At 65.8% G+C, this 19,182-nt stretch carries 28 protein-coding genes and 1 pseudogene; 8 read left to right on the top strand and 21 right to left on the bottom strand.

Translation table 11 applies throughout. The annotated features are described in order from the left end of the window. Positions 1–65: 65 nt before the first annotated feature. The 21 genes from IQ782_RS02885 to IQ782_RS30360 form a co-directional block, all read right to left on the bottom strand. A complete protein-coding gene (locus IQ782_RS02885; RefSeq protein ID WP_194133083.1) occupies positions 66–527 on the bottom strand; it encodes a hypothetical protein in 462 nt (153 codons plus the stop codon). After that, on the bottom strand, positions 527–1,498 hold the full coding sequence (locus IQ782_RS02880) for a phage tail tube protein (protein WP_194133082.1): 972 nt from the start codon (positions 1,496–1,498) through the stop codon (positions 527–529). The genes IQ782_RS02885 and IQ782_RS02880 overlap by 1 nt, the downstream gene beginning before the upstream one ends. A 4-nt stretch (positions 1,499–1,502) precedes the next feature. Beyond that, positions 1,503–1,940 (bottom strand): hypothetical protein, encoded by a 438-nt coding sequence (locus IQ782_RS02875; protein ID WP_240989031.1) that lies wholly within the window; start codon positions 1,938–1,940, stop codon positions 1,503–1,505. Then, positions 1,937–2,614: a DUF6441 family protein gene (locus IQ782_RS02870; RefSeq protein ID WP_194133081.1), complete on the bottom strand. Its 678-nt coding sequence runs from the start codon at positions 2,612–2,614 to the stop codon at positions 1,937–1,939. The genes IQ782_RS02875 and IQ782_RS02870 overlap by 4 nt, the downstream gene beginning before the upstream one ends. Next, on the bottom strand, positions 2,611–2,919 hold the full coding sequence (locus tag IQ782_RS02865) for a head-tail joining protein (protein WP_194133080.1): 309 nt from the start codon (positions 2,917–2,919) through the stop codon (positions 2,611–2,613). The genes IQ782_RS02870 and IQ782_RS02865 overlap by 4 nt, the downstream gene beginning before the upstream one ends. 5 nt (positions 2,920–2,924) lie before the next feature. Then, the gene (locus tag IQ782_RS02860; protein ID WP_194133079.1) at positions 2,925–3,287 is read right to left on the bottom strand and encodes a hypothetical protein; all 363 of its coding nucleotides are present in this window, start codon (positions 3,285–3,287) and stop codon (positions 2,925–2,927) included. A gap of 60 nt (positions 3,288–3,347) precedes the next feature. Then, positions 3,348–4,385, bottom strand: coding sequence for a major capsid protein (locus IQ782_RS02855; protein WP_194133078.1), 1,038 nt, complete (start codon positions 4,383–4,385; stop codon positions 3,348–3,350). A 79-nt stretch (positions 4,386–4,464) separates the two neighbouring features. Continuing rightward, positions 4,465–4,830, bottom strand: coding sequence for a head decoration protein (locus IQ782_RS02850; protein ID WP_194133077.1), 366 nt, complete (start codon positions 4,828–4,830; stop codon positions 4,465–4,467). A gap of 60 nt (positions 4,831–4,890) precedes the next feature. Then, a complete protein-coding gene (locus IQ782_RS02845) occupies positions 4,891–6,270 on the bottom strand; it encodes a S49 family peptidase (RefSeq protein ID WP_194133076.1) in 1,380 nt (459 codons plus the stop codon). 4 nt (positions 6,271–6,274) lie between these two features. Beyond that, a complete protein-coding gene (locus IQ782_RS02840; RefSeq protein WP_194133075.1) occupies positions 6,275–7,879 on the bottom strand; it encodes a phage portal protein in 1,605 nt (534 codons plus the stop codon). Between the two features lies 1 nt (position 7,880). Continuing rightward, the gene (gpW, locus tag IQ782_RS02835; RefSeq protein WP_194133074.1) at positions 7,881–8,099 is read right to left on the bottom strand and encodes a gpW family head-tail joining protein; all 219 of its coding nucleotides are present in this window, start codon (positions 8,097–8,099) and stop codon (positions 7,881–7,883) included. Continuing rightward, complete coding sequence (locus IQ782_RS02830) at positions 8,089–10,152, bottom strand: phage terminase large subunit family protein (RefSeq protein ID WP_194133073.1); 2,064 nt, start codon at positions 10,150–10,152, stop codon at positions 8,089–8,091. Before IQ782_RS02830 ends, gpW begins: the two co-directional genes overlap by 11 nt. Beyond that, entirely contained in the window at positions 10,152–10,769 is a 618-nt protein-coding gene (locus IQ782_RS02825; RefSeq protein WP_194133072.1) for a helix-turn-helix domain-containing protein, read from the bottom strand. Before IQ782_RS02825 ends, IQ782_RS02830 begins: the two co-directional genes overlap by 1 nt. A 282-nt stretch (positions 10,770–11,051) precedes the next feature. Further along, positions 11,052–11,759 (bottom strand): PRC-barrel domain-containing protein, encoded by a 708-nt coding sequence (locus IQ782_RS02820; RefSeq protein WP_194133071.1) that lies wholly within the window; start codon positions 11,757–11,759, stop codon positions 11,052–11,054. 273 nt (positions 11,760–12,032) lie between these two features. Beyond that, positions 12,033–12,674 (bottom strand): hypothetical protein, encoded by a 642-nt coding sequence (locus tag IQ782_RS02815; RefSeq protein ID WP_194133070.1) that lies wholly within the window; start codon positions 12,672–12,674, stop codon positions 12,033–12,035. A gap of 13 nt (positions 12,675–12,687) precedes the next feature. Continuing rightward, positions 12,688–13,266 (bottom strand): hypothetical protein, encoded by a 579-nt coding sequence (locus IQ782_RS02810; protein WP_194133069.1) that lies wholly within the window; start codon positions 13,264–13,266, stop codon positions 12,688–12,690. A gap of 187 nt (positions 13,267–13,453) precedes the next feature. Next, complete coding sequence (locus IQ782_RS02805; protein WP_194133068.1) at positions 13,454–14,104, bottom strand: hypothetical protein; 651 nt, start codon at positions 14,102–14,104, stop codon at positions 13,454–13,456. Continuing rightward, positions 14,101–14,409 (bottom strand): hypothetical protein, encoded by a 309-nt coding sequence (locus IQ782_RS02800; protein WP_194133067.1) that lies wholly within the window; start codon positions 14,407–14,409, stop codon positions 14,101–14,103. Before IQ782_RS02800 ends, IQ782_RS02805 begins: the two co-directional genes overlap by 4 nt. Beyond that, positions 14,406–15,011, bottom strand: coding sequence for a hypothetical protein (locus tag IQ782_RS02795; RefSeq protein WP_194133066.1), 606 nt, complete (start codon positions 15,009–15,011; stop codon positions 14,406–14,408). Before IQ782_RS02795 ends, IQ782_RS02800 begins: the two co-directional genes overlap by 4 nt. Before the next feature lie 115 nt (positions 15,012–15,126). Beyond that, positions 15,127–15,588 (bottom strand): hypothetical protein, encoded by a 462-nt coding sequence (locus IQ782_RS02790; protein WP_194133065.1) that lies wholly within the window; start codon positions 15,586–15,588, stop codon positions 15,127–15,129. 242 nt (positions 15,589–15,830) lie between these two features. Then, positions 15,831–16,037 carry a helix-turn-helix domain-containing protein gene (locus IQ782_RS30360; RefSeq protein ID WP_194133064.1) on the bottom strand — a complete coding sequence of 69 codons (207 nt, stop codon included), beginning with the start codon at positions 16,035–16,037 and terminating at the stop codon, positions 15,831–15,833. 103 nt (positions 16,038–16,140) lie between these two features. Here IQ782_RS30360 and IQ782_RS02780 point away from each other — a divergent pair, with 103 nt between their 5' ends. From IQ782_RS02780 to IQ782_RS02750, 8 genes and pseudogenes are all read left to right on the top strand, one after another. Next, positions 16,141–16,419 (top strand): helix-turn-helix domain-containing protein, encoded by a 279-nt coding sequence (locus tag IQ782_RS02780; protein WP_194133063.1) that lies wholly within the window; start codon positions 16,141–16,143, stop codon positions 16,417–16,419. 256 nt (positions 16,420–16,675) lie between these two features. Beyond that, on the top strand, positions 16,676–16,828 hold the full coding sequence (locus IQ782_RS02775; protein ID WP_194133062.1) for a hypothetical protein: 153 nt from the start codon (positions 16,676–16,678) through the stop codon (positions 16,826–16,828). A gap of 360 nt (positions 16,829–17,188) precedes the next feature. Further along, on the top strand, positions 17,189–17,392 hold the full coding sequence (locus IQ782_RS02770; RefSeq protein WP_194133061.1) for a hypothetical protein: 204 nt from the start codon (positions 17,189–17,191) through the stop codon (positions 17,390–17,392). Positions 17,393–17,450: 58 nt separating this feature from the next. Next, positions 17,451–17,765: pseudogene (locus tag IQ782_RS29630) on the top strand (DNA translocase FtsK); the annotation flags it as partial. Between the two features lie 78 nt (positions 17,766–17,843). Beyond that, positions 17,844–18,119, top strand: coding sequence for a DUF2312 domain-containing protein (locus IQ782_RS29625; protein WP_240989074.1), 276 nt, complete (start codon positions 17,844–17,846; stop codon positions 18,117–18,119). Further along, positions 18,119–18,424, top strand: a complete 306-nt coding sequence (locus IQ782_RS02760) for a hypothetical protein (RefSeq protein ID WP_194133059.1) — start codon at positions 18,119–18,121, stop codon at positions 18,422–18,424. Before IQ782_RS29625 ends, IQ782_RS02760 begins: the two co-directional genes overlap by 1 nt. Further along, complete coding sequence (locus IQ782_RS02755) at positions 18,424–18,885, top strand: hypothetical protein (RefSeq protein ID WP_194133058.1); 462 nt, start codon at positions 18,424–18,426, stop codon at positions 18,883–18,885. The genes IQ782_RS02760 and IQ782_RS02755 overlap by 1 nt, the downstream gene beginning before the upstream one ends. Beyond that, entirely contained in the window at positions 18,882–19,172 is a 291-nt protein-coding gene (locus IQ782_RS02750; protein ID WP_194133057.1) for a DUF4031 domain-containing protein, read from the top strand. The genes IQ782_RS02755 and IQ782_RS02750 overlap by 4 nt, the downstream gene beginning before the upstream one ends. The last annotated feature ends 10 nt before the right edge of the window (positions 19,173–19,182 follow it).

Genomic DNA, 19,182 nt, shown 5'->3' with positions numbered 1-19,182 from the left:
TGCGCCCTCGCCGCCTAACCTTGCGCAGGCAAAGCCGGGAGCATCCCGGCAGCCCGCGCAATGGCTCAGCCCTCCGCTGTGGCGGTATTTGGCGAGGGCGCGGAGACGTTTCCCTCCATCTCCAGCGCGATCCAGGGCGCGAGGAGCTCGCCGTGCAGCGTCGCGGACACGCCGGGGAAGAGCCGCATGAACTCGTCGAGCGTCGCGGCGGTCATCGGAGCGGCGCTGCCGTCCTCCAGCTCGACCCCGGCCCAGCCCGCGCCGAACCGCAGCAGAAGCAGCTTGACCACGTATCGCGCGGCGAGGCCCCGAAGGGCCTCGTCGTGTTCCGGTCCGAGGTTCTCCTCGTCGTGGATCTCGGCCTCGAGTTGCAGCTCCTCGGGCAGATTCTGCCGAGCGAGCCGGAGAGCCGCCGCCTCGGCCTCGCGGTAATCGGCGTAGCCGAAGGGCTTGCAGGAGACCGTGACGCCATAGCCGAGGTCGATCTGGCGCGGCTCGGAGCCGCGCCGGTGCAGGCGCAGGACCATCAGACGGGGTTGGCGTAGCTGGCGGTGCTGTTCTTGAGCGTGACGGTCATCAGCTCAGCACCGTCCGCAGGTCGATTGGCCCGCCAGTTGAACGAGGACGACAGGATGCCGCGCCCCTCGACCGCCACGCCGGTGCGCTCGAGCCGCACGTCCGGACAGACGATCTCGAGCGAGCGCGTCGCGCTGATTTCCCACTTGAAGCCCAGCGAGAAGGACCCGCCGGTATTGGCGAGATCGTAGATCACACGGTCCTGGAAGCGTGCGCCGAGCGTGCCCGAGAGCTCCCAGAACCCGGATTGCATGGCGGCCGCCGTGGGCAGACCGTTGAGCGCCTCCTGGTCCGGCTCGATCCCGCTGTTGAGCGTGAGCGCCGCCTGGGTCACCGCCCCGGCGATCGCGCCATCCATCAGCAGCGCCGCCTGGAATCCGACCGGCACGGGATCGGGCGCATATTGCACGGGTGTCGCGTCGAGCGTCGCGGGCACGCCCACCTCCTGGCGACCGGCGAGATTGAAGGTGACCCGCTGGCGCTGGCCGTTCTTCTGCCCCGAGAGTTCAAGCCCGGTCATTGCCAGGCTGTCCTGCACGAAGTGCTGGCCGATGCCGTTGTGCGAAATCCCGTGCGTCATGAGGCGGATCAGCTGCTGGCGCGGCACGCTGAACACGTGGCTGTAATCCTCGGTCCCGGTGGTCACCGGATCGCCGAAGAGCTGCTGCAGGTGCCAGCCGATCGAGTTGAGCCCCATCGGCACCGCCATCGACCCCGTGAGGTTCTCGAGCCCCGCGACCACCTCGCCCGGCATCGAGTCGCCGTAGGCGGCCTCGTCGTTCGCAAGCTCGCCGGTGGGCGAGACGTTGTAGGAATAGAAGGGCATCAGCCGGAAGGCACCATCGGCCGCCGCCTCGGCGGTGCCAAAACTCGCCTGTTGGCGCGACAGCAGCCGCGCCTCGTTTCCACGCGCAAAGGTCATGGGATCACTCCATCGGGTTGTCGGGGGTTTCGTAGTAGATCGTCACCGGCAGCACGGCGCCTTTCAGGCTCTCCGCGCCATCCATGGGCACCACGTCGGTTCCCTGCGGGGCATTGACCCGCAGGTAGGTCACAGCGCCGCCAAGCGAGCGGTCGGCGAGCAGCAGCGCCGCCACGCCCTGCAGCAGGACATCGAGGCCCGCATCGCGCTCCTCGGCGTCCGATCCCTGCACGACGCATTCGAGGTCGATGTCGCGCTCGAACTCGCGCGTCCCGGTGCCGAGATGCTGCTCGCCCTCGCCCGGATCAGCCGGCTGGACATTGACCAGGCCCTCGGCCGGACAGGCATGCGGCAGCTCCGCCTCGCGCAGCACCCGCGCGGAATGCGGGGCCAGAGCTGCGACCAACGCGGTGATCGCGGTTTCATGGGTGCTGGGCATCATTTGCGCCTTCTCTTGCGGCGACGCAGCGTGCGGAACGCGGTGTCGATGTCCTCGGCAAGGCTGCGCATGGCGAGATGCAGGTTCTTGTCGATGTTGAGCCGGCGCTTCAGTCGAACGCGCGGCACCAGGAAGAACATCGGCACGGTCATCAGCCCATGCCCGGTCTTCAGCGCACGCTTGCTCTTCGAGAGCGCGTAGCCGCCCCGCTTGCCCTGGCGCTGGCGTTGGTTGTCGACCACCAGCAGCGACGCACCGTGCTCGCGATAGACGAAGCGCAGCGGCCCGAAGCGGTGCTCGGGGAAATTCGACGGCGTGAGCCGCTTGCGCCCGTCGCCGAGCTTGGGGGCATCCGGGGTCGGGATCGCAAGGTAGAAGCCGTCAGCCGAGCGGATCGTTGCGCCCTCGTCGAAGACGCGCAGCAGCTCGGGCGCCTTGGTGTAAACGATCGAGGCGGCCGCCAGTGAGGCTTGGCCGCGCGGGTAGTCCTTCTGGCGCCACGACCGCGCAAGGCGCGGACCGAGCCCGCCCGCCAGCACGTCCTGGCGCAGGAGCCGCTTGGCCCTCGCCCCTGCCGAACGGACCCCGGCGGTGATCGCGCGCTCGGCGAGATCGAGTTCCTCTTCCATGAACTCCTCGAGGTTGCCGGTCAGGGCAACGCTGATCCGCTCCTTCATGCAGGTTGCTCCACGGTGTTCAACAGCACCTTGTAGCGCCGCGGGTCCCGCGTCCGGACGTGCTGAACCTTGCGCCGCTCGGACCCGATGCCGAGGATCGTCCCCTTCAAGAAGCCCTCGAAATCTGAAGCGAGGATCTCGAACATGCCGGTCTCCGACTGCACCTGCAGGCTGCGAAAATCGGCGATCTCATCCGGCCGCGCCGCGAGCAGCCGCACCGGACGCGCCACGCCGTCGGGATCGAGGACAGCCTCGATCCCGTGACGCCGGAAGGTCTCCTCGACGCTGCGAAGAAACGGGGCCATCGCGGTCAGTCCGCGGCGCCGGTACCGGCAGCGCCAGCGCCCGTGACCACTCCGGTGGTCGCGGATGAGGCAGCGATGGCACTTGTCGACTCCGCATTTGCCACTGTGGTGCCGGTCGCGGCCTGGCTGGCTGCGCCGCTCTTGGTCGCGGCCGCCTTCTTCGTCGCGGTCTTCGCCGGTGCGGTCACGGCTTCGCCGTCGGCCTCGCGCGCGCCGGCGCCATCTTTCTCGATCAGTTCCGCAATCGAGGTGGGGACCGCGCCCGCCCAGCCCTTCGGCAGGGTGCGCTTCGACGAGCCGTCGAGCTTGTAGGTGAACTCGCCGGTCATCTTGACGCGAACGAGTTCGGTGCTGGTCTTTTTGGCCATGGGGTTCACTCCAGGGAACAGGGTCCCGGCGCACGCGGCGCCGGGGCCGGATTATCGGGATCAGTTCGAGGTGTGGCCGCGAACCAGCACGGCCGGGCGGGTGCAGATCTGCGCGTTCTGCATCATCGCCTCGACGTCGACGAAGCGCTCTTCGTCGCGGTCGTAGATGACCTTCGAGTAGAACTCCTGCCCCGGCGTGTTCGCGAGACCGACATAGTCGGGCGAGCCGTTGAAGGTGCGGAAGGTCTGGCGGGTGCCGACCGGGAAGAAGCTCGCCTCCGCCTCGGGGATGAAGTTGCGGGTCACCACGGTGCCATCCTCCTGCGGCACATCCGCCTCGCCGAGGTATTCCTTCCAGGTGATGCCGCCGAACTCGAAGCCGTCCGATTTGTCGTCGCGCAGCGGATCGCCGCCGTTGGTGTTCTGGAAGTACTTGTAGCGGTCCTTGAAGTCCGCGTGGCCCATCAGCTTGTCGGTGTAGTCGGGGTGAATCAGGCCCATCACGCCGGTCATCACATCGCCCTTGAGGTTGGTCCGGACGTGGCGCGTCACCTCACGGCACTTCGCGGCGAGATCGGTGGTGCCGGTGCCCAGGGCGAAGTCGACCGACTTCCGGCTGATCTCGAACTTGTCGTAGAGGTCCCAGAGCGGCGAGCCGTCGGCGTCGAGCACGATGCCCTGCAGCGCGCAGACGCGGTGATACTCGCGCGTGATGTCGAGCGAGCCGCGCAGTTCGATCTGGCGTTCCATCACCTCATCCTGCGCCTGCTTGAGCTCGGTCTCGGAGCCATAGGCGCGGATGTTGTCGATGTCGTCGGCGGTGATCCGGGCCTTGAGGCCAAAGCGCTTGGTCGAGAAGTCCACCAGCTTGCCCTTGCGCGTGTCCGCGCCGGGCAGCGGCGTGCTGCGCTCGGATGAGTTCACCAGCTGGATGACGCCGTTGATCATCTCGACCGAGAACTTGGTGCCGCGGATCGGCTTGGCGGCGAAGACACCCATGCCGCTGACCAGACCCCACTGGTTGGGGACGACGCGGATGGAGTCGCCGAGCGTCATGGCGGAGAAGCCATCGCCCTTGAAGATATCGTAATGAGCCATCGGGCTCTCCTTTCATCGATTGGCGCGCTTCCGCGCGGCGGGACGGCGGCGCCGGGTGGGCCCCGGCGCCGAGGACGGGTCAGGTCGCGAGAATGCCGACCTCTTTCAGCGCCGCGCAGGCGCCATTGCGGTCCGCCTCGGTGGCGAAGCTCGCGTCGAAGATCAGCCCGAAGCGCCGCACGCGGGTGTGCCGTGCCTGGATCACCGCGGTGACGTCGGCCGAGGCTGCGGGCGCCTCGGTGCGCAGCACGGCGACGGGTGTCTGCGAGCCGTCACTGGCACCGCTGTCGCAGCGGACATATTTGCCGGTGGCCGTGATCTTGCCGAGCACGGTGCCGGGCTGAAGATCGGCGCCACCGCCAATCACCGCGGGTTCGCGGGAATACTCGGCCTGGTCGAACAACACGAAATCGCCGGCGGTGCGGCCTTCAGTAAGGGGAGGCATCGGGGTCTTCCTTCCTGCCAGAGGTCAAAGAGAAAGCGCGGGGGAAGCCCCCGCGCCGGATCAGGTGAAGCGGGCCGCCATGCGGTCCTTCATCGAGGGTGCCGCGGCCGAAGCGCCGGGTGCCGGCGCATCAAGGTCAGTGGCCTCCGCGTCGATCGAGGCCGAGAGGGTCTGCTGCGCGCCGGCTTTCGGCGACGCGGAGAGATGCGCGACCGCCTCGGCCGAGGAGATGTCGCTGTTGAAGGCGAAGCTCTTGGCGAGCTCTTCGCGGCCCTCGGCCTCGGGCGACGTCAGGATTGCCTGGATGCGCGCCTTGGGGTCCTCGCTCGCGGCGGAGGGCGCCGGGGCGGTCGCGGCCGGGGCGGCCGGTGCAGGCGTGGCCGCAGCGGGAGCCGGAGTGGTCGGCACGTCGGCCGAAGGCGCCGGTGTCGGCGCGGCCGTGGGGGTCGGAGCCGGAGCGGTCGCGGCGGGCGGCTGATTGGTCTTGTCGGTCATCAGGGTCTTTCCTTCTGCACTGGTGGAGGGCCGCGCGGGTCGGCGGCCGTAGAGGTCATCGGCGAAGGCCTCGAAGGCCTCGCGCGGGTTGGCGATCTCGTCGGCGAGACCCGCCTCGACCGCGTCAGCGCCGAGCAGGCAGCGGGCCTCTGTGGCCAGGGCCGCCTCGGCGGTGAGCTTTGCGCCGCGTCCGGCCCCCACCGTCTCGGCGAAGATCGTGCGCAGCTGTTCCATTTCGGCTTGCAGATCGGCGCGCACGCTCTCGGGGAGCGGCGCATAGGGATTGCCGTCGCCCTTGTGCTCACCCGCGGCGATCACCGTGACCTTCACCCCGCGCTGCTCGAGCGCGGCGCTCTGGTCGGCATGCATCCAGATGACGCCGATCGATCCGGCGCCACCGGTGCGCGGCATCACGATGCGGCTTGCTTGCGAGGCGATGGCGTAGGCCGCCGAGAAGGCGTGGTCGCTGACAAAGGCCCAGACCGGTTTTTTCTCGCGCAATTCCCGAATCTGGTCCGCCAGCGAGAAGCACCCCGCGACCTCCCCGCCGAAGCTGTCGATCTCCAGCGCCACGCCGCGCACCATGCCGTCACTCGCGGCCATTTCGATTTGCGCGGCGAGCCCCTCGTAGGAGGTCTGACCGGAGCTGTTGCCGATCCATCCGCCGCGGTGGATCAATGCGCCGGTGACCGGGATGACCGCGATCCCGTCCCGCACCCGGTAGGCTCCGAGCCGGCCGCTGCGCATACCCTCCTCGAGGCGCTCATCGAGCAGCGAGGCGCGAGCCCGGCGACTGGCCTCGGGCGAGGCTTCTGCGCCAACCACCTCGATCTCCTCGGCGCCAATCAGGCGCGGCCCGAGGCCGATGATGAAGGCGGCGGCTTTCGTCGGCGCAGCCAGAAGCGGCGTGTGAAACACACGCTGCGCGATTTGCGGATGGTGCATGATGTCAGTCCTCGGGGCTCATGCTCGGGCCGGTCGTCGGGCCCAGCAGTTTTGCGAAGCTCTCCTGGGCCGGGTGCAGCGTGCCCTTGGGCATGGCCGCGACCTCGCGCGCGATCTGCTCCATGTTGTCGGCGTAGTCGGTGCCGGTGAGCTCGGCCGCCTCCTCCTCGAGCGTCGAAAGCCCGAGCGACACGCGCATGGCCGCGGCCTGCGCTTCCTTGACCGGATCGACGAAGCCCTTGCCCGGTCCGATCCACTTGGCGCGGGCATAGGCCGGCCAGAATGCGTAGAAGTCAGGCGCGCCGCGTGGCAGGCGCACGTGACCATCCATGATCTGCTCTTCCAGCCAGGCCATGAAGAACGGCTGGCAGAAGCCCTGCGCGAAGGCGGTGCGGCGCGCGGTCCATCCGCGCCAGATCTCGATCATCGCGGCGCGGGCGCTCGAGTAGTTCGTCTTCGACCAATCCGAGGCGAGCTGCTCGTAGCTGATCCCCATGCCCGACGCGATATGCCGGAGCACAGCCGCCTCGAAATCGGCAAACTGTGCCGCCGGCCGCGCGGTCGGCACCATACCGATCTCGTCGTTGGGATAGAGCGTGCTGATCCGCGCGCCGCCGATCTTCACCCCGCCCGAGCTGCCGTAGAATTCCTTCCGGCCGCTCTGGTAGTTCAGCAACGCCTGCATGCCGTCATCATCGCCGAACATCTCGTTGATCGACTCCGGGCCCATCGGGCTCTTGATGAAGGCCGCGAGCACCGCGTTGATCACCGCCGCCTGCAGCTCGACGCGGCTGTAGTGGTCCTCCATGCGCAGCCGCTCGACGATCGGCGCGAGGCGGCTGATGCCTCGGGTCTGGCCGTCCCGTGTCTTGTCGAAGAAGTGGATCACCTGGGGGCGGCCTGTCGCGGATTCGCGCCCGATCCGCTTCCAGGTCATCGCGTCCGATCCATCCGCCCAGCTGGTCGCGTAGTGGCCTTGCCGGAAATGGTAGGCCCGCGCGACGCCGTCGCGGGTGATCTCGACGCCGCCGCGCAGCCGCGCCTCGTCCGCTGCCCCGTTCGGATTGCTCAGAAGGTCGGGATCGACGACCCGCATGGTTGTCTTGAACGGCCGCCGGGCCCGCCAGTTGACCAGGGCAATCGCCTCGCCCTCGACGAGATAGGTGCGATAGGCCATGCCGAAGAGCTGCGGCATGGTCTGGCTGCGCGTGGTGTCGCAGAACTTGCGCGGGTCATCCGCATAGGTCCGCCAGCGCGCCTCGATCGTCTCCTTGAACTCCTGTGCCCAGTCCGCATCGAGGCCGAGGGCGCGCCAGTCCGGCTTCAGGAGCGGCCGGAAGTTCGCGCCGATGACGCCATCGACTTCCTTGGCGATCGCCCCGGCGGCCCAGCCATTGTTGCGGCCAAGATCGCGGCTGCGCGCGGTGATGCGATCCCGGCCCGGCAACACCTCGGCATCGACGGCGCGGTTGGTGGGAAGGAATCCGGCAAGCGTGTCGATGCCGGTATCGGCCGCGACGTAGGGTGCCGAGCCGCCGAAGCCGGCATCGCGGAGCGCGCCGCGCTTGCGGGGAATGCGCGGGACCTCGGTCAGCGAGCGCACGGCCATCTCAGAACCTCACCGGGCGAGACGCGAGGCCACCGCTCGGCAGGCCAAGCTGGCGGCGCAGCGAGGTGATGTATCGGTGCAGTTCCGCCGCATTGGCCGGGCTGTATTCGGTGCGATGCCCGTCGTAGCCGACAACCACGGCCTGACCGCCGATCCGCACCTGGTGCAGCGCTTCCTCGGCCTCGGCCAGGCGTTTCGTGAGGGTCTCGTTATCCGCCATTTTGCTCCCTCAGAAGATCGGCGAGCCGCGTGGCCTTGCTGGCCGGCTTGCTCTTGGGTTTTGGTTTCGCGCCCGCGGCGCGTAGCTGCTCACCCGTGAGGAGCGGCAGCGATGCATCGAAGAGGTCGGGCTGCTTGTCCGGCGCGGGTCCGCCCCGTTCCGCCGCCAGCGCATCCCACTGGTTGTCGGTCATGGCAGCCCAGCCCTTCCGCAGCGCGCCGGCCTCGGCGTAGTTCATGGTGTCGAGCGCTTCGTTGCGGCGCGTCGGTTCGACCAGGACCCATCGGCTGGTCATCACGCCTTGCTTGTTCCGGCTGAGCACGCGGTTCTCGGCGGTGATCATCCGGTAGTATTCGTCGCCAAGTGCCCTGGCGAACTGGATGAAGCCGCGCTCTTCGGGGTCTTCCTTGCGCAGGTGCGCGTAGAGCCCCGCCTTCAGCGACGAGACGTTGAGGTTGAAGGCGCGCTTCTGCGCCTTCTTCACCTTGCCGTCCCTGCGCCGATCAAACTTCTGCAGCGCCATCAGCGGGCCGTTCTCCGTGGAGCCGCCCTTGACGATGATCACCCGGCCCCAGGGATGGCGCTTCGCCCAGCTCCACACGTCGTCGGTGTAGGCGCCGCCGTCGATCGCGAGGATGTCGAGCGGCACCCGGAAGCCCAGTTCGGTGCGCCACTCCTGCCGCAGCAGCGCATTCAGCGCGTCCCGGCCAGCCTCGTCGCCGATGTGGTGCGGGATCACCTTGTAGTCGATGACCCAGCGCCGCCGGTTCGCACCGAAGGCCACCAGGTGCACCTCGAGCCGGTCATCCTGGCAGTCGACGCCCGCCGCGAAGATGAAGCCCGTCGCGGGCAGCACGCCGAGCTCGAGCACCGCGCCGGGCTCGGCATGCTCGGTCCGGTCGCGCAGGGTCTCCCAGTCCGGCGCATCGGTCGCCTGCTCATAGGGCAGGCCGAGCACGTCATTGAAGAACACCTGCTCGACCGCGGCCTTGATCGGCTTGGCGGTCGCCGCCTTGCCGGGTGCCTCGTCGCTCCCCTGCCCCTCGGCGGCTTTCGAGCGTCCCGCCTCGAGCCGGGTCCAGCCCATCATCTGTGCGTACTCGATCGCGATCGACGCCCAGTCCCGCTGCGGCGCATAGGCGCGCCAGAGGTGAAACCCCGGATGGTCCCCGCCGCGGTTGTGGCGCACCCACTTGCCGAGGCGGACGATCTTTTCCTTGGCCCCATGTCGGATCGGTTCGCGGCAGCTCTCGCAGGTAAAATGCGCGGCATGCAGACGCTCGGGCTCGAGGCTCGCCTTGAAGTTCTCCCAGGTTAAAGGCTGCTCGAAGCCGCAGCTCGGGCACGGCACGTGGAAGAGCCGCTGATCGCTCCGCTCGTAAGCCTCGCTGATCCGGCACGTCCCCTTGATCATCGCCGTCGAGACGCGGAGGATCTTGGCATCATCGAAGCCCGACGCGCGGCTCTCGGCCAGCTTCTCCGGATCGCCCTTGTCCGAGCTCTCGAACTTCGAGAGGTCATCCATGATCACGAGGCGGCGGCTGGTCCCGGTCAGGTCGGCGGGCGATCCGGACGAGGCGACCTTCAGCGAGCCGTTCCGGTCAAGTGTCTCCTGGTTGAAAATGTTGTCGCGGTTCTCGCCGCGCCCTGCCCCGAAGACCCGGATCAGCCCCGGCGCCTGGCGGCGCATCGGCATCCATTTGTTGTTGACCCACTCGCTCGCAGCGCTGCCGGTCGGGTGCACGATCAACGAGTCGAGCGGCGTGTACTCGTGCCAGGCGCCCAGCGTCGGCTGGATGATCGAGACCGTCTTGCCCCACTGCGCCGAGCCCCGGATGGTCACCTCCCGGCTCGGGTGTTCCGGCGAGAGCACCTGGTGAATCTCGCGCAGGAACTCGAAGCGCGCGATGTCGAACGGACCGGAGATCGGTGAGCGCTCGTCAAACTCGATGTTCTCGGTGCACCACCGGGTGATGTCAGGCGGCGGCGGGGGTGCCATCGCCGCGGCCATGGCCGAGCAGACCACATGTCGCGCCGACGCAAGAAATCCCATCAGAAATCGACCTCGTCCTCTTCGGCGTCCATCGTGGCAACGGCAGCCTCTTCGGCCATGGCCTCGGCCCGCGCGCCCCGGTGCTCGCGCCAGAGATCGATCACCAGTTTCCGCGCTTCCTTGAAATCGACGCCGAGCTCGTCGGCGATCGCCCGAGCGGCGCGGCGCAGGAAGTCCTCGACCTGTGCCAGCTCGCGCGACAGAGCGCGCGTCGCTTCGCGTGCGGCCTTGTCCGCCAGGACAACGCTGCCCTCTTCGAGCATGTTCTGCCGGCGCAGCCGCCGCGCCTCTTCCTCGACCTTCTGGATCCGCGCGAGCTCGTAGCGGTCCGGGTCATTCCGGGGCAGTTGCCCATCGCGCTTCGGAACCGCCGGGGTGACTTCGGTTGCCTCTGGCGCAGCTTCACCATCTCGCAGCCGGCGCTTTGTCTCGGCACCGTTGCCAAGCATCTGGCCGGGGTCCAGCCTCTGCTCGAGGACCGCGCGCACCTTGTCGACGTTGAACCGGCGCGCCCGCCCGGCGCCGGTAAAGCACCCGTCGAGCTTGCCCTCGGAAACATACTGGCTGATGCGGCCTTTCGAGAGGCCAAGCTCTTTCGCAAGTTCGGTCGTATTCATCTGCGACCTCCCAAGTTGTTTAGCTTCATCCCCTTGGTTTAGTTAGGAGTTTAGGCTTTTTCGTTTGTTTAGAGAGGCAAAACCCATGCCCTTAGCCGCCCCGTATACGGGCGGTTTCCAGGAGGGACCCATGGATTTGGGCCTTACGGCTTGTATTGGAATTTTAGGGCAGGCCCGTGCTCGATCTCGACGGTTCGCAGTGCTGCAAATGCAGAGCGCCCGGTGGAGTTTCTCCACCGGGCGCGGCTGCAGGCTAGATAGCGCTTTCTGCGGCTTTGGTCGTTACTCGGTCGGGGCTGCAGTGCCCATGCCCGTGCCTTCGGTCCCGTTGTTCATCTCGGTCCCAGTGGCGCCCATAGCATCGCCGGTCGCCGGCGGGGGCGTCTGCTTGTCGCGATACTGGTATTCGGGAGCGGCATCAGCCTCTTCGCGGGTCATCGCAAGCTGAATGGCATCACCATCATATTGGATGTCCAGTTCGCTGTAATCGACTGCGATGTCTTTCTCACCCATGCCAAGGAAGCCACCCACGCCGAGGACAACTGCCGTGATCTGACCATCCTCGGTGATGATGAAGTCCTTGATGCTGCCGATGGTTTCACCATCCGGCGACGTCACGCTGGTGCTGAGAAGCCAGTCGCCGAGCATCTCGGCACTATCCTGCTGCGAAACGACTGCATCGGAGGTCGCCACAGGTGCTGCGGCTTCATCCGTCGCTTCATCCATGGTCGCAGTGCCGTCCGTCTGGTCGGTGGGCGCATCTGCGGAAGGTGCGGCGGCGGGAGCGTCTGCGGAGGGCGCTTCTGCAGGAGCCTCGGCGGCGGGCGCGGCAGTGGAGTCGGTGGACATGTCGGCACCGCTATCCGGTGCCTCGCTTTCCATCTGCTCTGCGGGTGCCTCGTCGGTGGGCGTCAAAGTCGTGTCCTGAGCCCAGAGAGGACCGGCGGCGAAGGGAAGCGCGATCACGGAGATGTACAGGTACTTTTTCATGGTCTTCATCCTTCTTGGGTACACCGTAAGAACCCAGAAGCAGACGTCGACGTTCCGGCCCTCGTCGATCCCAAGCGGAATTCCACTACATAATTCGGCTGCTAGCGGCGAAACACTGCCCACAATCGCGCCATGCGCCGCCATCCGGAACCAGCTCTGTCGTCGAGCGTTCTTTGCGCCTGCAGCTTTCCAAAAGCATCGCGCCCGGAAGGATTTCTCCTCCGGGCGCGGAAACTCTCGATGATGCCAAACTGCCGATTTCACCAACTCGCGTCAAGCCCTCCCGCGCCACACCATGACCCGCCGGCCCGCCAGCCCATCGGCGATACAGAGAAGAGCGGACAGGAGGCCGGCGATATCTCGTGCCTCACTGTCATCGACGATCACACGTTTCGCTTCGGATCGAGCTGTTTTGTCAGTGTAGCCGAGCCAGCCTTCGAGCTGCATCAGAGCGCGATTGGCATCGCGGAGCTTTTCCTCGTCGGTCCGCTCGTCGAGCGGGGGCGTCTCCGCATCGGCACTGAGCGCCTCGATCGGGACGAGGAGTCGCAGGCACTTAGCGTGCCGACCCGGAGCACCGATCGCGCGGTCATAGGAAACCTGGACCCGCCGCATGTGCTGGATCGCATCCCAGAGTCGAGCCCGCTCATCGTTGTCGGTGACGGCTGATGCCATGGCCCGGCCAGCCGCGCACCCACACCACTGCGCGCGAACCTCCCGCAAATTCGCGCGGGTCACTTCAAGGCCCGCGTGGCGGCAGCGAACCTCCAGCGCAAGTCGCGCCGGGTCCTGCCGGTCAACTGTCGGACGCAAGCGCCCGTCGGGCTGACGGGTCTTGCCCCCGGCCAGTTCCGGCAGACCGAGGGAGTTCTTCTTGGCGCGTCGCCGGGCGCCCTTGCTATAGGTTTTCAACACTGCCTCGCCTTCCTTATCGTGCTTCCGTCGGCAGCAGGGCCATCGCCCGCCGCTCCATTCCATCGAACCAGCGCAGCCATTGCGCATCGCCGTCCCGAGACATGCCGCGCCGGCCCCGATCCACCATCAGCTCGCGCTGCCGCGCCCATTCGTCCGCCCGCTCGCGGATTGCGCGCCTGTCGCCATCGTTCAGCGGCGGGCGCTTACGCTTCTCGAGAAAGGCGAATTCGGCGACGAGCACGCCCTCTTCCAGCGCCTTCGGCCCGCGCGCCGAGCCGAACCAGCTAAGGATCGTCGGGTGCTCTTCGAGCGGGCGCGGCGCGACTGTCTCGGCCATCGCAGCAATCGTCGCCATCGACGGCCAGGCGTCCCGCGTCTTGCCCTCGCCGCGATAGCGCAGCATGTCCCGCAGCGTCTCAAGCTGATGATCCGCCATGTAGGTCAACGCATCAGCCAGCTTCACCAGGAAGGCCTCGTGCTGCTCGAGCTTCACGTTCCCCGGCTTGCGGAAGCCGTGCTCGATCAGCGGCTGGATCAGCAGGCGCCTCACCCTGCCCCGTTTCGTTTCGGTGGTGGTCTGCTCTTCCGTCATGGCCATCCCCTTTCTAAGCAATTCACCCTCTCCGCCCCTGAGACACGTCCCGATCTGTTCTGTGTCCTCTTTTCTTCTTTCCTCTGTTCTTCTCTTCTCTGTGTGGAACTGTTCCGTTTTGTGGAAAACTGTTCCGGTACTGTTCCGAACTGTGGAGGCAACCAACGCGCCGATTTATCGAGCGTTTTCAACGCGCCATATTATGGCGTCCGATCCACCCCTCTTTCACCGCGAAATCGAGCGCGCGCGTGAGCGAGGCGTCGACCTGCGGCCGGCGGCGCTGCCCGCGATGGTTTTCGAGGAGCCAGGCATCGAGCCGCTCGACGAGAACCTTGTCCTCGCACAGCTCCTTTTTGCAGCCGAGTTCGCGCATGAGTTCAATGAGGCGCGTCTGCCTGATCGCCACCGATTTCGCCTCGCTGCTCGCCTTGCGATGCTCCCGCTTGGTCAGAGCATCTCGGGCAACCTCGATCACCACCGGGTGCCCGAGCACGACGCCGTCTTCATAGCTGTACTGCTTCCACTGGTGCAGTGGCGTGACCGGCTGGGCCATCAGCCCGCGCCACTCGGCTAGGTCGATGCGAAGCAGCCGGGACAGCATCGCCTCATCCGCCGGAAGAGAGCCCACCGGCACCTGCTTGCGCGCCAAGAAGAACAGGTTCAGCGCGGCGCCCTGAACTGCCATGGTGCCGGTTAGGTGCAGACGGGACGAGAGCCAGCGGTCGTGCCAGAACATCGTGAAGTAGTCGGCCGTCAGGTGCGGGTCGCAAAGCTCGGCCGGGTACTCCGGTAGCTCTGCACTGCCGCTGACAACGGTCAGAGATGTCGCCGATTTCATGCTGCTGCCCCCCGTGCATAGGCTCGGGCGCGCAGTGCCCACAGGGCCGCCATCTCGACTTCGAGCGCGTATTTCGCGGCGTTGAACGCGACCTCATCACCGGCCAGTCGTGCCAAGATCACCTCACGCGCCCGACCGTGCGCCGCGGCAACCTCATCGTCAGATGCTGCCCGCGGGAAGGCGTCGAGCGCATCTCTCAGCGCCATGATGGTGCCGCCGCAAAGCGTCATGCCGCCCTTGTGCAGCGCCAGGGCGGTGGCCGAGATCACGAAGACCGACCGTGCGGTGCGAGCTACCGGCCTCATGCCGCCACCGCGCGCATTTCGGCGGCAAGGATCGGCTCCAACATCTTCAGGATGCGTGCGTCCTCGGGCGCGAGGGCAAAGGCCATACGCGCGGCCCGGCTCAGGAGCTCGTCCCTAGCCGCCGTCTCGACTTGCTCAAGCGTCTTGCGCATATTGGGCGCCAGACCATAGCGCTTGCGCCAACACTGGACCGTGTCCTTGGACACCCCCAGCTGATACGCCATGTCCCCATCGACAAGGCCCTCGCCGTGAAGCTCCCGAAAATGCTCTTCGGTGAAGTGCGCCGGTCCAGACGGTCGCCCAGAAGCAACTCCATTTGGCGCGAGGCCGAGGCTCCGCCGGCGGCTTTCGACCGTGGACGTGGTGACCTTGGCCGCTTTGGAGATCTCGACATCGGTCAATCCGCGCCCGTGCAACTCGCGCAGCCGCTCATCCGTGACCTTCAGCAGAACACCGACCGGGGCGAGGCCCAGACCGTTCCGAAAATTTCGAACCCAGGTACGGCCGCGCCCGAGTTCCACGGCGATCCGAGCGTCGGACCAGCCGCGCTTCCAGTAGCGCCGGAGCTTCTTTTCGGCTTCCGCGGCGTCGAACTCACCCATGGCGAACCTCACAAAAAGCCCCGCGCAGCCAGACGCCGCGCGGAGAGTTCCAACAGGAAGATGCGCCGGTTCCCCGCGGCGCTCGGGATGTCATAGAGAGCGAGGCGCGGCAGCATCACGCCGCATCCCGCATGGCGACGATCGAGGCGCGAGCGCGCATCAGCGCCTCGAGCGCCTCGTCAATCTCGCAGAGCGCGTCGGCCTTTGCGCGAGTGGACGCCTTTTCCGCGGCCCGAATAATCGCCGCCTGCGCCTCGCCGCACTCCTTGGCGACACTCCCGCACTGCGAATAAAGCGATGTCACGACGCCGCCGACCTCGACAGGCTGGAAGATGCCGCCAGCCAGGGCCGCGAAGTGTCGCGCCACCGGCACAGCCGCCGCCGGGCAATCAATCCCAAGCCGGTGCAGGTAGTTCACGCCAAGCCCACCCGGACGGGTCTCGCTGAGCTCCATTCCGTAGGACAGCGTCGAGCCCCGAATTCCGAGGAACTCCGCAACATCCTGATGGCGCTTCCCGGTCGCCTCGACCGCCGCGCAGACCGCGTTTTGGATCGTGCCGTAAATCTGGTCTCGCATGTGAAGGCCTCATTTTCGTTTAGCTGGAAGGGCTTGGCGACCCAGCCCATGTTGAAGACCATTGGACGAGTGGTTTGTTCAGTGAGTGATAGTGTTCAAGTGCAGCGCGGGTGGGACCAGGGAGGAGGAGAGAGCCCTGCCCGCGCTGCGGCCCGACATGAGTGGTGCCGGGATTCGATTATTCTGCGCTAGCGCTCGAAACGCCGCGTGCGAGCACTGGCGGGCTGATTGCAGGCAAGACATTACGAAGCCTCCGAAGAGGGCTCAGCAACCCACGATGCGACCGGCACTACTCCACCGGTCACACGCTCGATGGCTGCCGCCTTTCCCCAAGAGGGCATTGCTCCATTCAGCCAACGGTTCACCGTGGGCTGAGACACTCCAACGGCGTCAGCAAATGCTTGCTGTGTCATCCGACTTGTTTTGAGAAATTGCGCGAGGGTAGCCATGACGCAGATATACGTTGAGCGTATTATTGAGTCAATCCGCTCCACGAATAATTATCCGCCTGCGGGTCTATGCACACTCACACCCTTCTGTGACACAGCATGCATGAAGAACCTCAAGCGGATCAGGACAGCCCGCGGCCTGTCCCAGGCCAAGCTGGCAGAGCTTGCGAACGTGAAGCAAGCGACCATCTCTCGGATAGAGAGCGGGACAAATAACCCATCGCTTGCTGTCGCAGATCAGATCGCTAAGGCGCTGAATGTCAGCACTGTTGAGCTTTTCGGCATACCCGAGCTCGAGCAACGCTTTCTGGAAGCATTTCGATCAGCAAGCCCCGAACGTCAAGCCGCGCTACTGACCCTCCTGGAAGATAGCCAGCACTAATCTCTTCCGATTCGCCCACCTCCAAGAAGCGCGTCGCGGCCAGCAAATGCTGGCCGTAGCCGTTACTCATGTCCCCATCCCACTTAAATGTTCTTGCTTCGTTCTAGAATAGCGACCCTACGGTAGCTGTATTTATTTTCCAAGTTATACGTTCTGCGTATTGACCTAGACATACACCATACGTATAAAAACTCCTATGCTCCATCACAGCACCCCCTCGGGCAGGTGGTGGGTCAATGCCAGGGAGACATCATCGATGGATCATTTTCAGCACCGCCTTGAACTGCTCAAGCGAGCGATCCGCGAGGGCGATCGCCCTGCGACATCCGCCCGCGCCGGCGACGTTGCCGATTTCTTTTCGGCACCAACTGACGACGGCAGCGGCACACCACCACCCGGACTTCCGTAATTTCCTGCCGCCCTCATCGAGGAGCGCACGCAGTGACAGTAAACGCCCAACATGAGCAGCCTCTCCTGAGATTTGCGCTAAATCCCCGCCGAACAATTACCTGCGACCTCCTAGACCGAAAAGGACAGGAATGGTTAACCATCGGTAATTACGCGCACTCTCGCGAACTGGCAGCAAAGCTACGCGTGTGGCCCTCCGCCCCATCCAGGCGAGGCAGTTCCGCGAGTTCGTCGTGCTGCGGGGCGCCCTCCGGCGCACCGCGCTCGTGAACATGCCCACCCCCAGCGCCGCGCGCTTCTCCGCCATTACGCTCGATCTCGAATTCCGCCGCGCCAAGCGCCAACCGAACCGGAGGATCAGATGACCTATCAGCACATCGAGACCAGCCAACCGATCAACATCGATATTGACGAGATCGAGCGCGCCGCGGTGGACGCCGGAGAGCGCCTCTTGTCGGTCGCTTGCTGGCTGATGATCACCGCTGGCGGGATCGGCCTGCTCTTTGTCACCGACAAGGCCGTGCGGAGCGTGATGCACACACTGCAAGGCTGCGGCGCCTGCTAAGGCGCCAGCCAGCAAAGATGCCGGGCATGAGGCCCGCATTCCCTCGCCGCGACCCAGCATGGATCGTCTGCCCCCAAGACGAACGTGGCGAGGGGCCACAATTCCCAATCGAGGATCCGTGATGCTCATGACCCAGACGACCGACTTCCAGCAGGACATCTCGACAGCTAGCCCCGAGCAGATCGCAGCCGCTGCGGCCGTCGTCGTCGACGAGCTCACGCACCAGGCGGCGAAGCTGGTGATCGACAGCCGGAAGGCGTCCACCAGCTACCTGCAACGCAACCTCAGCATCGGCTACAACCGCGCCGCGCGGCTGATGGAGCACCTCGAGGCGCTCGGCATCGTCACCAGCGCAGACCATGTGGGCCAGCGCGATGTGGTGGCGACCGAGTTGCCCGCCGAACTCGCCGCAGCCGAGATGGCCCGCGCCGGGACGAAGAAGCGCACCCCTATGAAAGAGACCGCCGCCGACGTCGAGGTGAAGAACGGCACCTATGGGCGCGCCGCAGGCGAACTCAAGCAGATCGTGGAGCGCTTCGAGCGGCTTGAGATCGAGAAGAAGGAGGTCGCCGACCAGCAGAAGGAGGTCATGGCTGAGGCTAAAGGGCGCGGCTACGACACCAAGGTCCTGCGCAAGGTGATCGCCCTCCGCAAGCGCGACAAGGATGACATCGCCGAGGAAGAGGCAGTGCTCGAGATGTACAAAGCCGCGCTGGGAATGGACTGATGGACGAAATCACCCCGATCACTTCCGACGACATCCTCGCGAAAATCCGCGTCGAGCGCGAGCGCCGGAAATCTGCTGCCCTGACCCCGATCCCGCCTCAGCGAGAATACGAGGCCCAAGGCCTTACTGATCGCCTCTGGAATGATTGCCACGACCAGGAGCGCTGGCTTCCGGAAGGCTTCTGGTTTGCGTTTCTTGTGATGGCTATCCTTGCGACCGGTGGCGCCCTCGCCATCTGGCTTGGCCTCGACCTACTGGCCACGGCGATCCGCTCGCTGGCCGCGCTGTTCGAGGGATGGCTCTGATGCGCGACACCTTCGACTTCCCTGAGATTCCCGATCGCGCTTTCACCGGCCTGCCGCTGATCGTCGACAGCTTCGCCGGCGGCGGCGGTGCCAGCACTGGCACCGCTGGCCGAAGCGCTGGTGCGGTCGAACTGCGCGCAATTGGTCAAAGCTCGGGAGGTTGCCGCATGAGTGGCGTCGCCCACCAAATGCCCCGGATTGGGGGGACATTTTCCAAACCGGGGCGACTGGTAATACAAAAGTTCTGTCTTCAAAAGTTTGCCCTCCCTCTCAGAACCGGGGAAATTCCGGTTATCTGCACCAAGAGGTCTTCGGGCGCATCAGCCCACTCACGGACCTCGTTCACGCTGCGTCACTTTCTTGCCTCAGTCGAGAACGCTCAGCCCCCGATTGTCGAGATTCCTGTGGATAACAACCGCCGGAAAATCCGCTGTCTAGATGTGGTGGGAATGGCAGCATGACCGTCTACGCCGACGACATGTACCGCACCACCATGGGGCGCTTCCGGCACATGAAGATGAGCCACATGATCGCGGACAGCACCGACGAGCTGCTCGCCATGGCTGACCAGATCGGCCTGAAGCGGAAGTGGCTGCAGAAGGCCGGCACCGCTGACGATCACTTCGACATCGGCATGGGATTGCGCGCGAAGGCGGTCGCCGCCTGCGCGGTCGAGATCACCATGCGCGAGCTCGCGCAGAAATGCATCGCGCGCAGGCCCAGCTCCGCACGCAACCAGTCCAACTAACCCACCGAAG

This window comes from Salipiger mangrovisoli (assembly GCF_015223355.1).
In the GTDB taxonomy this organism is placed as follows: domain Bacteria; phylum Pseudomonadota; class Alphaproteobacteria; order Rhodobacterales; family Rhodobacteraceae; genus Salipiger; species Salipiger mangrovisoli.
This window is presented reverse-complemented; position numbering and strand designations above follow the sequence as displayed.

Bases quoted from the DNA above. Each gene is read 5' to 3' on its own strand.
- IQ782_RS02885 (WP_194133083.1), bottom strand. From the start codon at position 527: ATGGTCCTGCGCCTGCACCGGCGCGGCTCCGAGCCGCGCCAGATCGAC.
- IQ782_RS02880 (WP_194133082.1), bottom strand. From the start codon at position 1,498: ATGACCTTTGCGCGTGGAAACGAGGCGCGGCTGCTGTCGCGCCAACAG.
- IQ782_RS02875 (WP_240989031.1), bottom strand. From the start codon at position 1,940: ATGATGCCCAGCACCCATGAAACCGCGATCACCGCGTTGGTCGCAGCT.
- IQ782_RS02870 (WP_194133081.1), bottom strand. From the start codon at position 2,614: ATGAAGGAGCGGATCAGCGTTGCCCTGACCGGCAACCTCGAGGAGTTC.
- IQ782_RS02865 (WP_194133080.1), bottom strand. From the start codon at position 2,919: ATGGCCCCGTTTCTTCGCAGCGTCGAGGAGACCTTCCGGCGTCACGGG.
- IQ782_RS02860 (WP_194133079.1), bottom strand. From the start codon at position 3,287: ATGGCCAAAAAGACCAGCACCGAACTCGTTCGCGTCAAGATGACCGGC.
- IQ782_RS02855 (WP_194133078.1), bottom strand. From the start codon at position 4,385: ATGGCTCATTACGATATCTTCAAGGGCGATGGCTTCTCCGCCATGACG.
- IQ782_RS02850 (WP_194133077.1), bottom strand. From the start codon at position 4,830: ATGCCTCCCCTTACTGAAGGCCGCACCGCCGGCGATTTCGTGTTGTTC.
- IQ782_RS02845 (WP_194133076.1), bottom strand. From the start codon at position 6,270: ATGCACCATCCGCAAATCGCGCAGCGTGTGTTTCACACGCCGCTTCTG.
- IQ782_RS02840 (WP_194133075.1), bottom strand. From the start codon at position 7,879: ATGGCCGTGCGCTCGCTGACCGAGGTCCCGCGCATTCCCCGCAAGCGC.
- gpW (WP_194133074.1), bottom strand. From the start codon at position 8,099: ATGGCGGATAACGAGACCCTCACGAAACGCCTGGCCGAGGCCGAGGAA.
- IQ782_RS02830 (WP_194133073.1), bottom strand. From the start codon at position 10,152: ATGGGATTTCTTGCGTCGGCGCGACATGTGGTCTGCTCGGCCATGGCC.
- IQ782_RS02825 (WP_194133072.1), bottom strand. From the start codon at position 10,769: ATGAATACGACCGAACTTGCGAAAGAGCTTGGCCTCTCGAAAGGCCGC.
- IQ782_RS02820 (WP_194133071.1), bottom strand. From the start codon at position 11,759: ATGAAAAAGTACCTGTACATCTCCGTGATCGCGCTTCCCTTCGCCGCC.
- IQ782_RS02810 (WP_194133069.1), bottom strand. From the start codon at position 13,266: ATGACGGAAGAGCAGACCACCACCGAAACGAAACGGGGCAGGGTGAGG.
- IQ782_RS02805 (WP_194133068.1), bottom strand. From the start codon at position 14,104: ATGAAATCGGCGACATCTCTGACCGTTGTCAGCGGCAGTGCAGAGCTA.
- IQ782_RS02800 (WP_194133067.1), bottom strand. From the start codon at position 14,409: ATGAGGCCGGTAGCTCGCACCGCACGGTCGGTCTTCGTGATCTCGGCC.
- IQ782_RS02795 (WP_194133066.1), bottom strand. From the start codon at position 15,011: ATGGGTGAGTTCGACGCCGCGGAAGCCGAAAAGAAGCTCCGGCGCTAC.
- IQ782_RS02790 (WP_194133065.1), bottom strand. From the start codon at position 15,588: ATGCGAGACCAGATTTACGGCACGATCCAAAACGCGGTCTGCGCGGCG.
- IQ782_RS30360 (WP_194133064.1), bottom strand. From the start codon at position 16,037: ATGGCTACCCTCGCGCAATTTCTCAAAACAAGTCGGATGACACAGCAA.
- IQ782_RS02780 (WP_194133063.1), top strand. From the start codon at position 16,141: ATGAAGAACCTCAAGCGGATCAGGACAGCCCGCGGCCTGTCCCAGGCC.
- IQ782_RS02775 (WP_194133062.1), top strand. From the start codon at position 16,676: ATGGATCATTTTCAGCACCGCCTTGAACTGCTCAAGCGAGCGATCCGC.
- IQ782_RS02770 (WP_194133061.1), top strand. From the start codon at position 17,189: ATGACCTATCAGCACATCGAGACCAGCCAACCGATCAACATCGATATT.
- IQ782_RS29625 (WP_240989074.1), top strand. From the start codon at position 17,844: ATGAAAGAGACCGCCGCCGACGTCGAGGTGAAGAACGGCACCTATGGG.
- IQ782_RS02760 (WP_194133059.1), top strand. From the start codon at position 18,119: ATGGACGAAATCACCCCGATCACTTCCGACGACATCCTCGCGAAAATC.
- IQ782_RS02755 (WP_194133058.1), top strand. From the start codon at position 18,424: ATGCGCGACACCTTCGACTTCCCTGAGATTCCCGATCGCGCTTTCACC.
- IQ782_RS02750 (WP_194133057.1), top strand. From the start codon at position 18,882: ATGACCGTCTACGCCGACGACATGTACCGCACCACCATGGGGCGCTTC.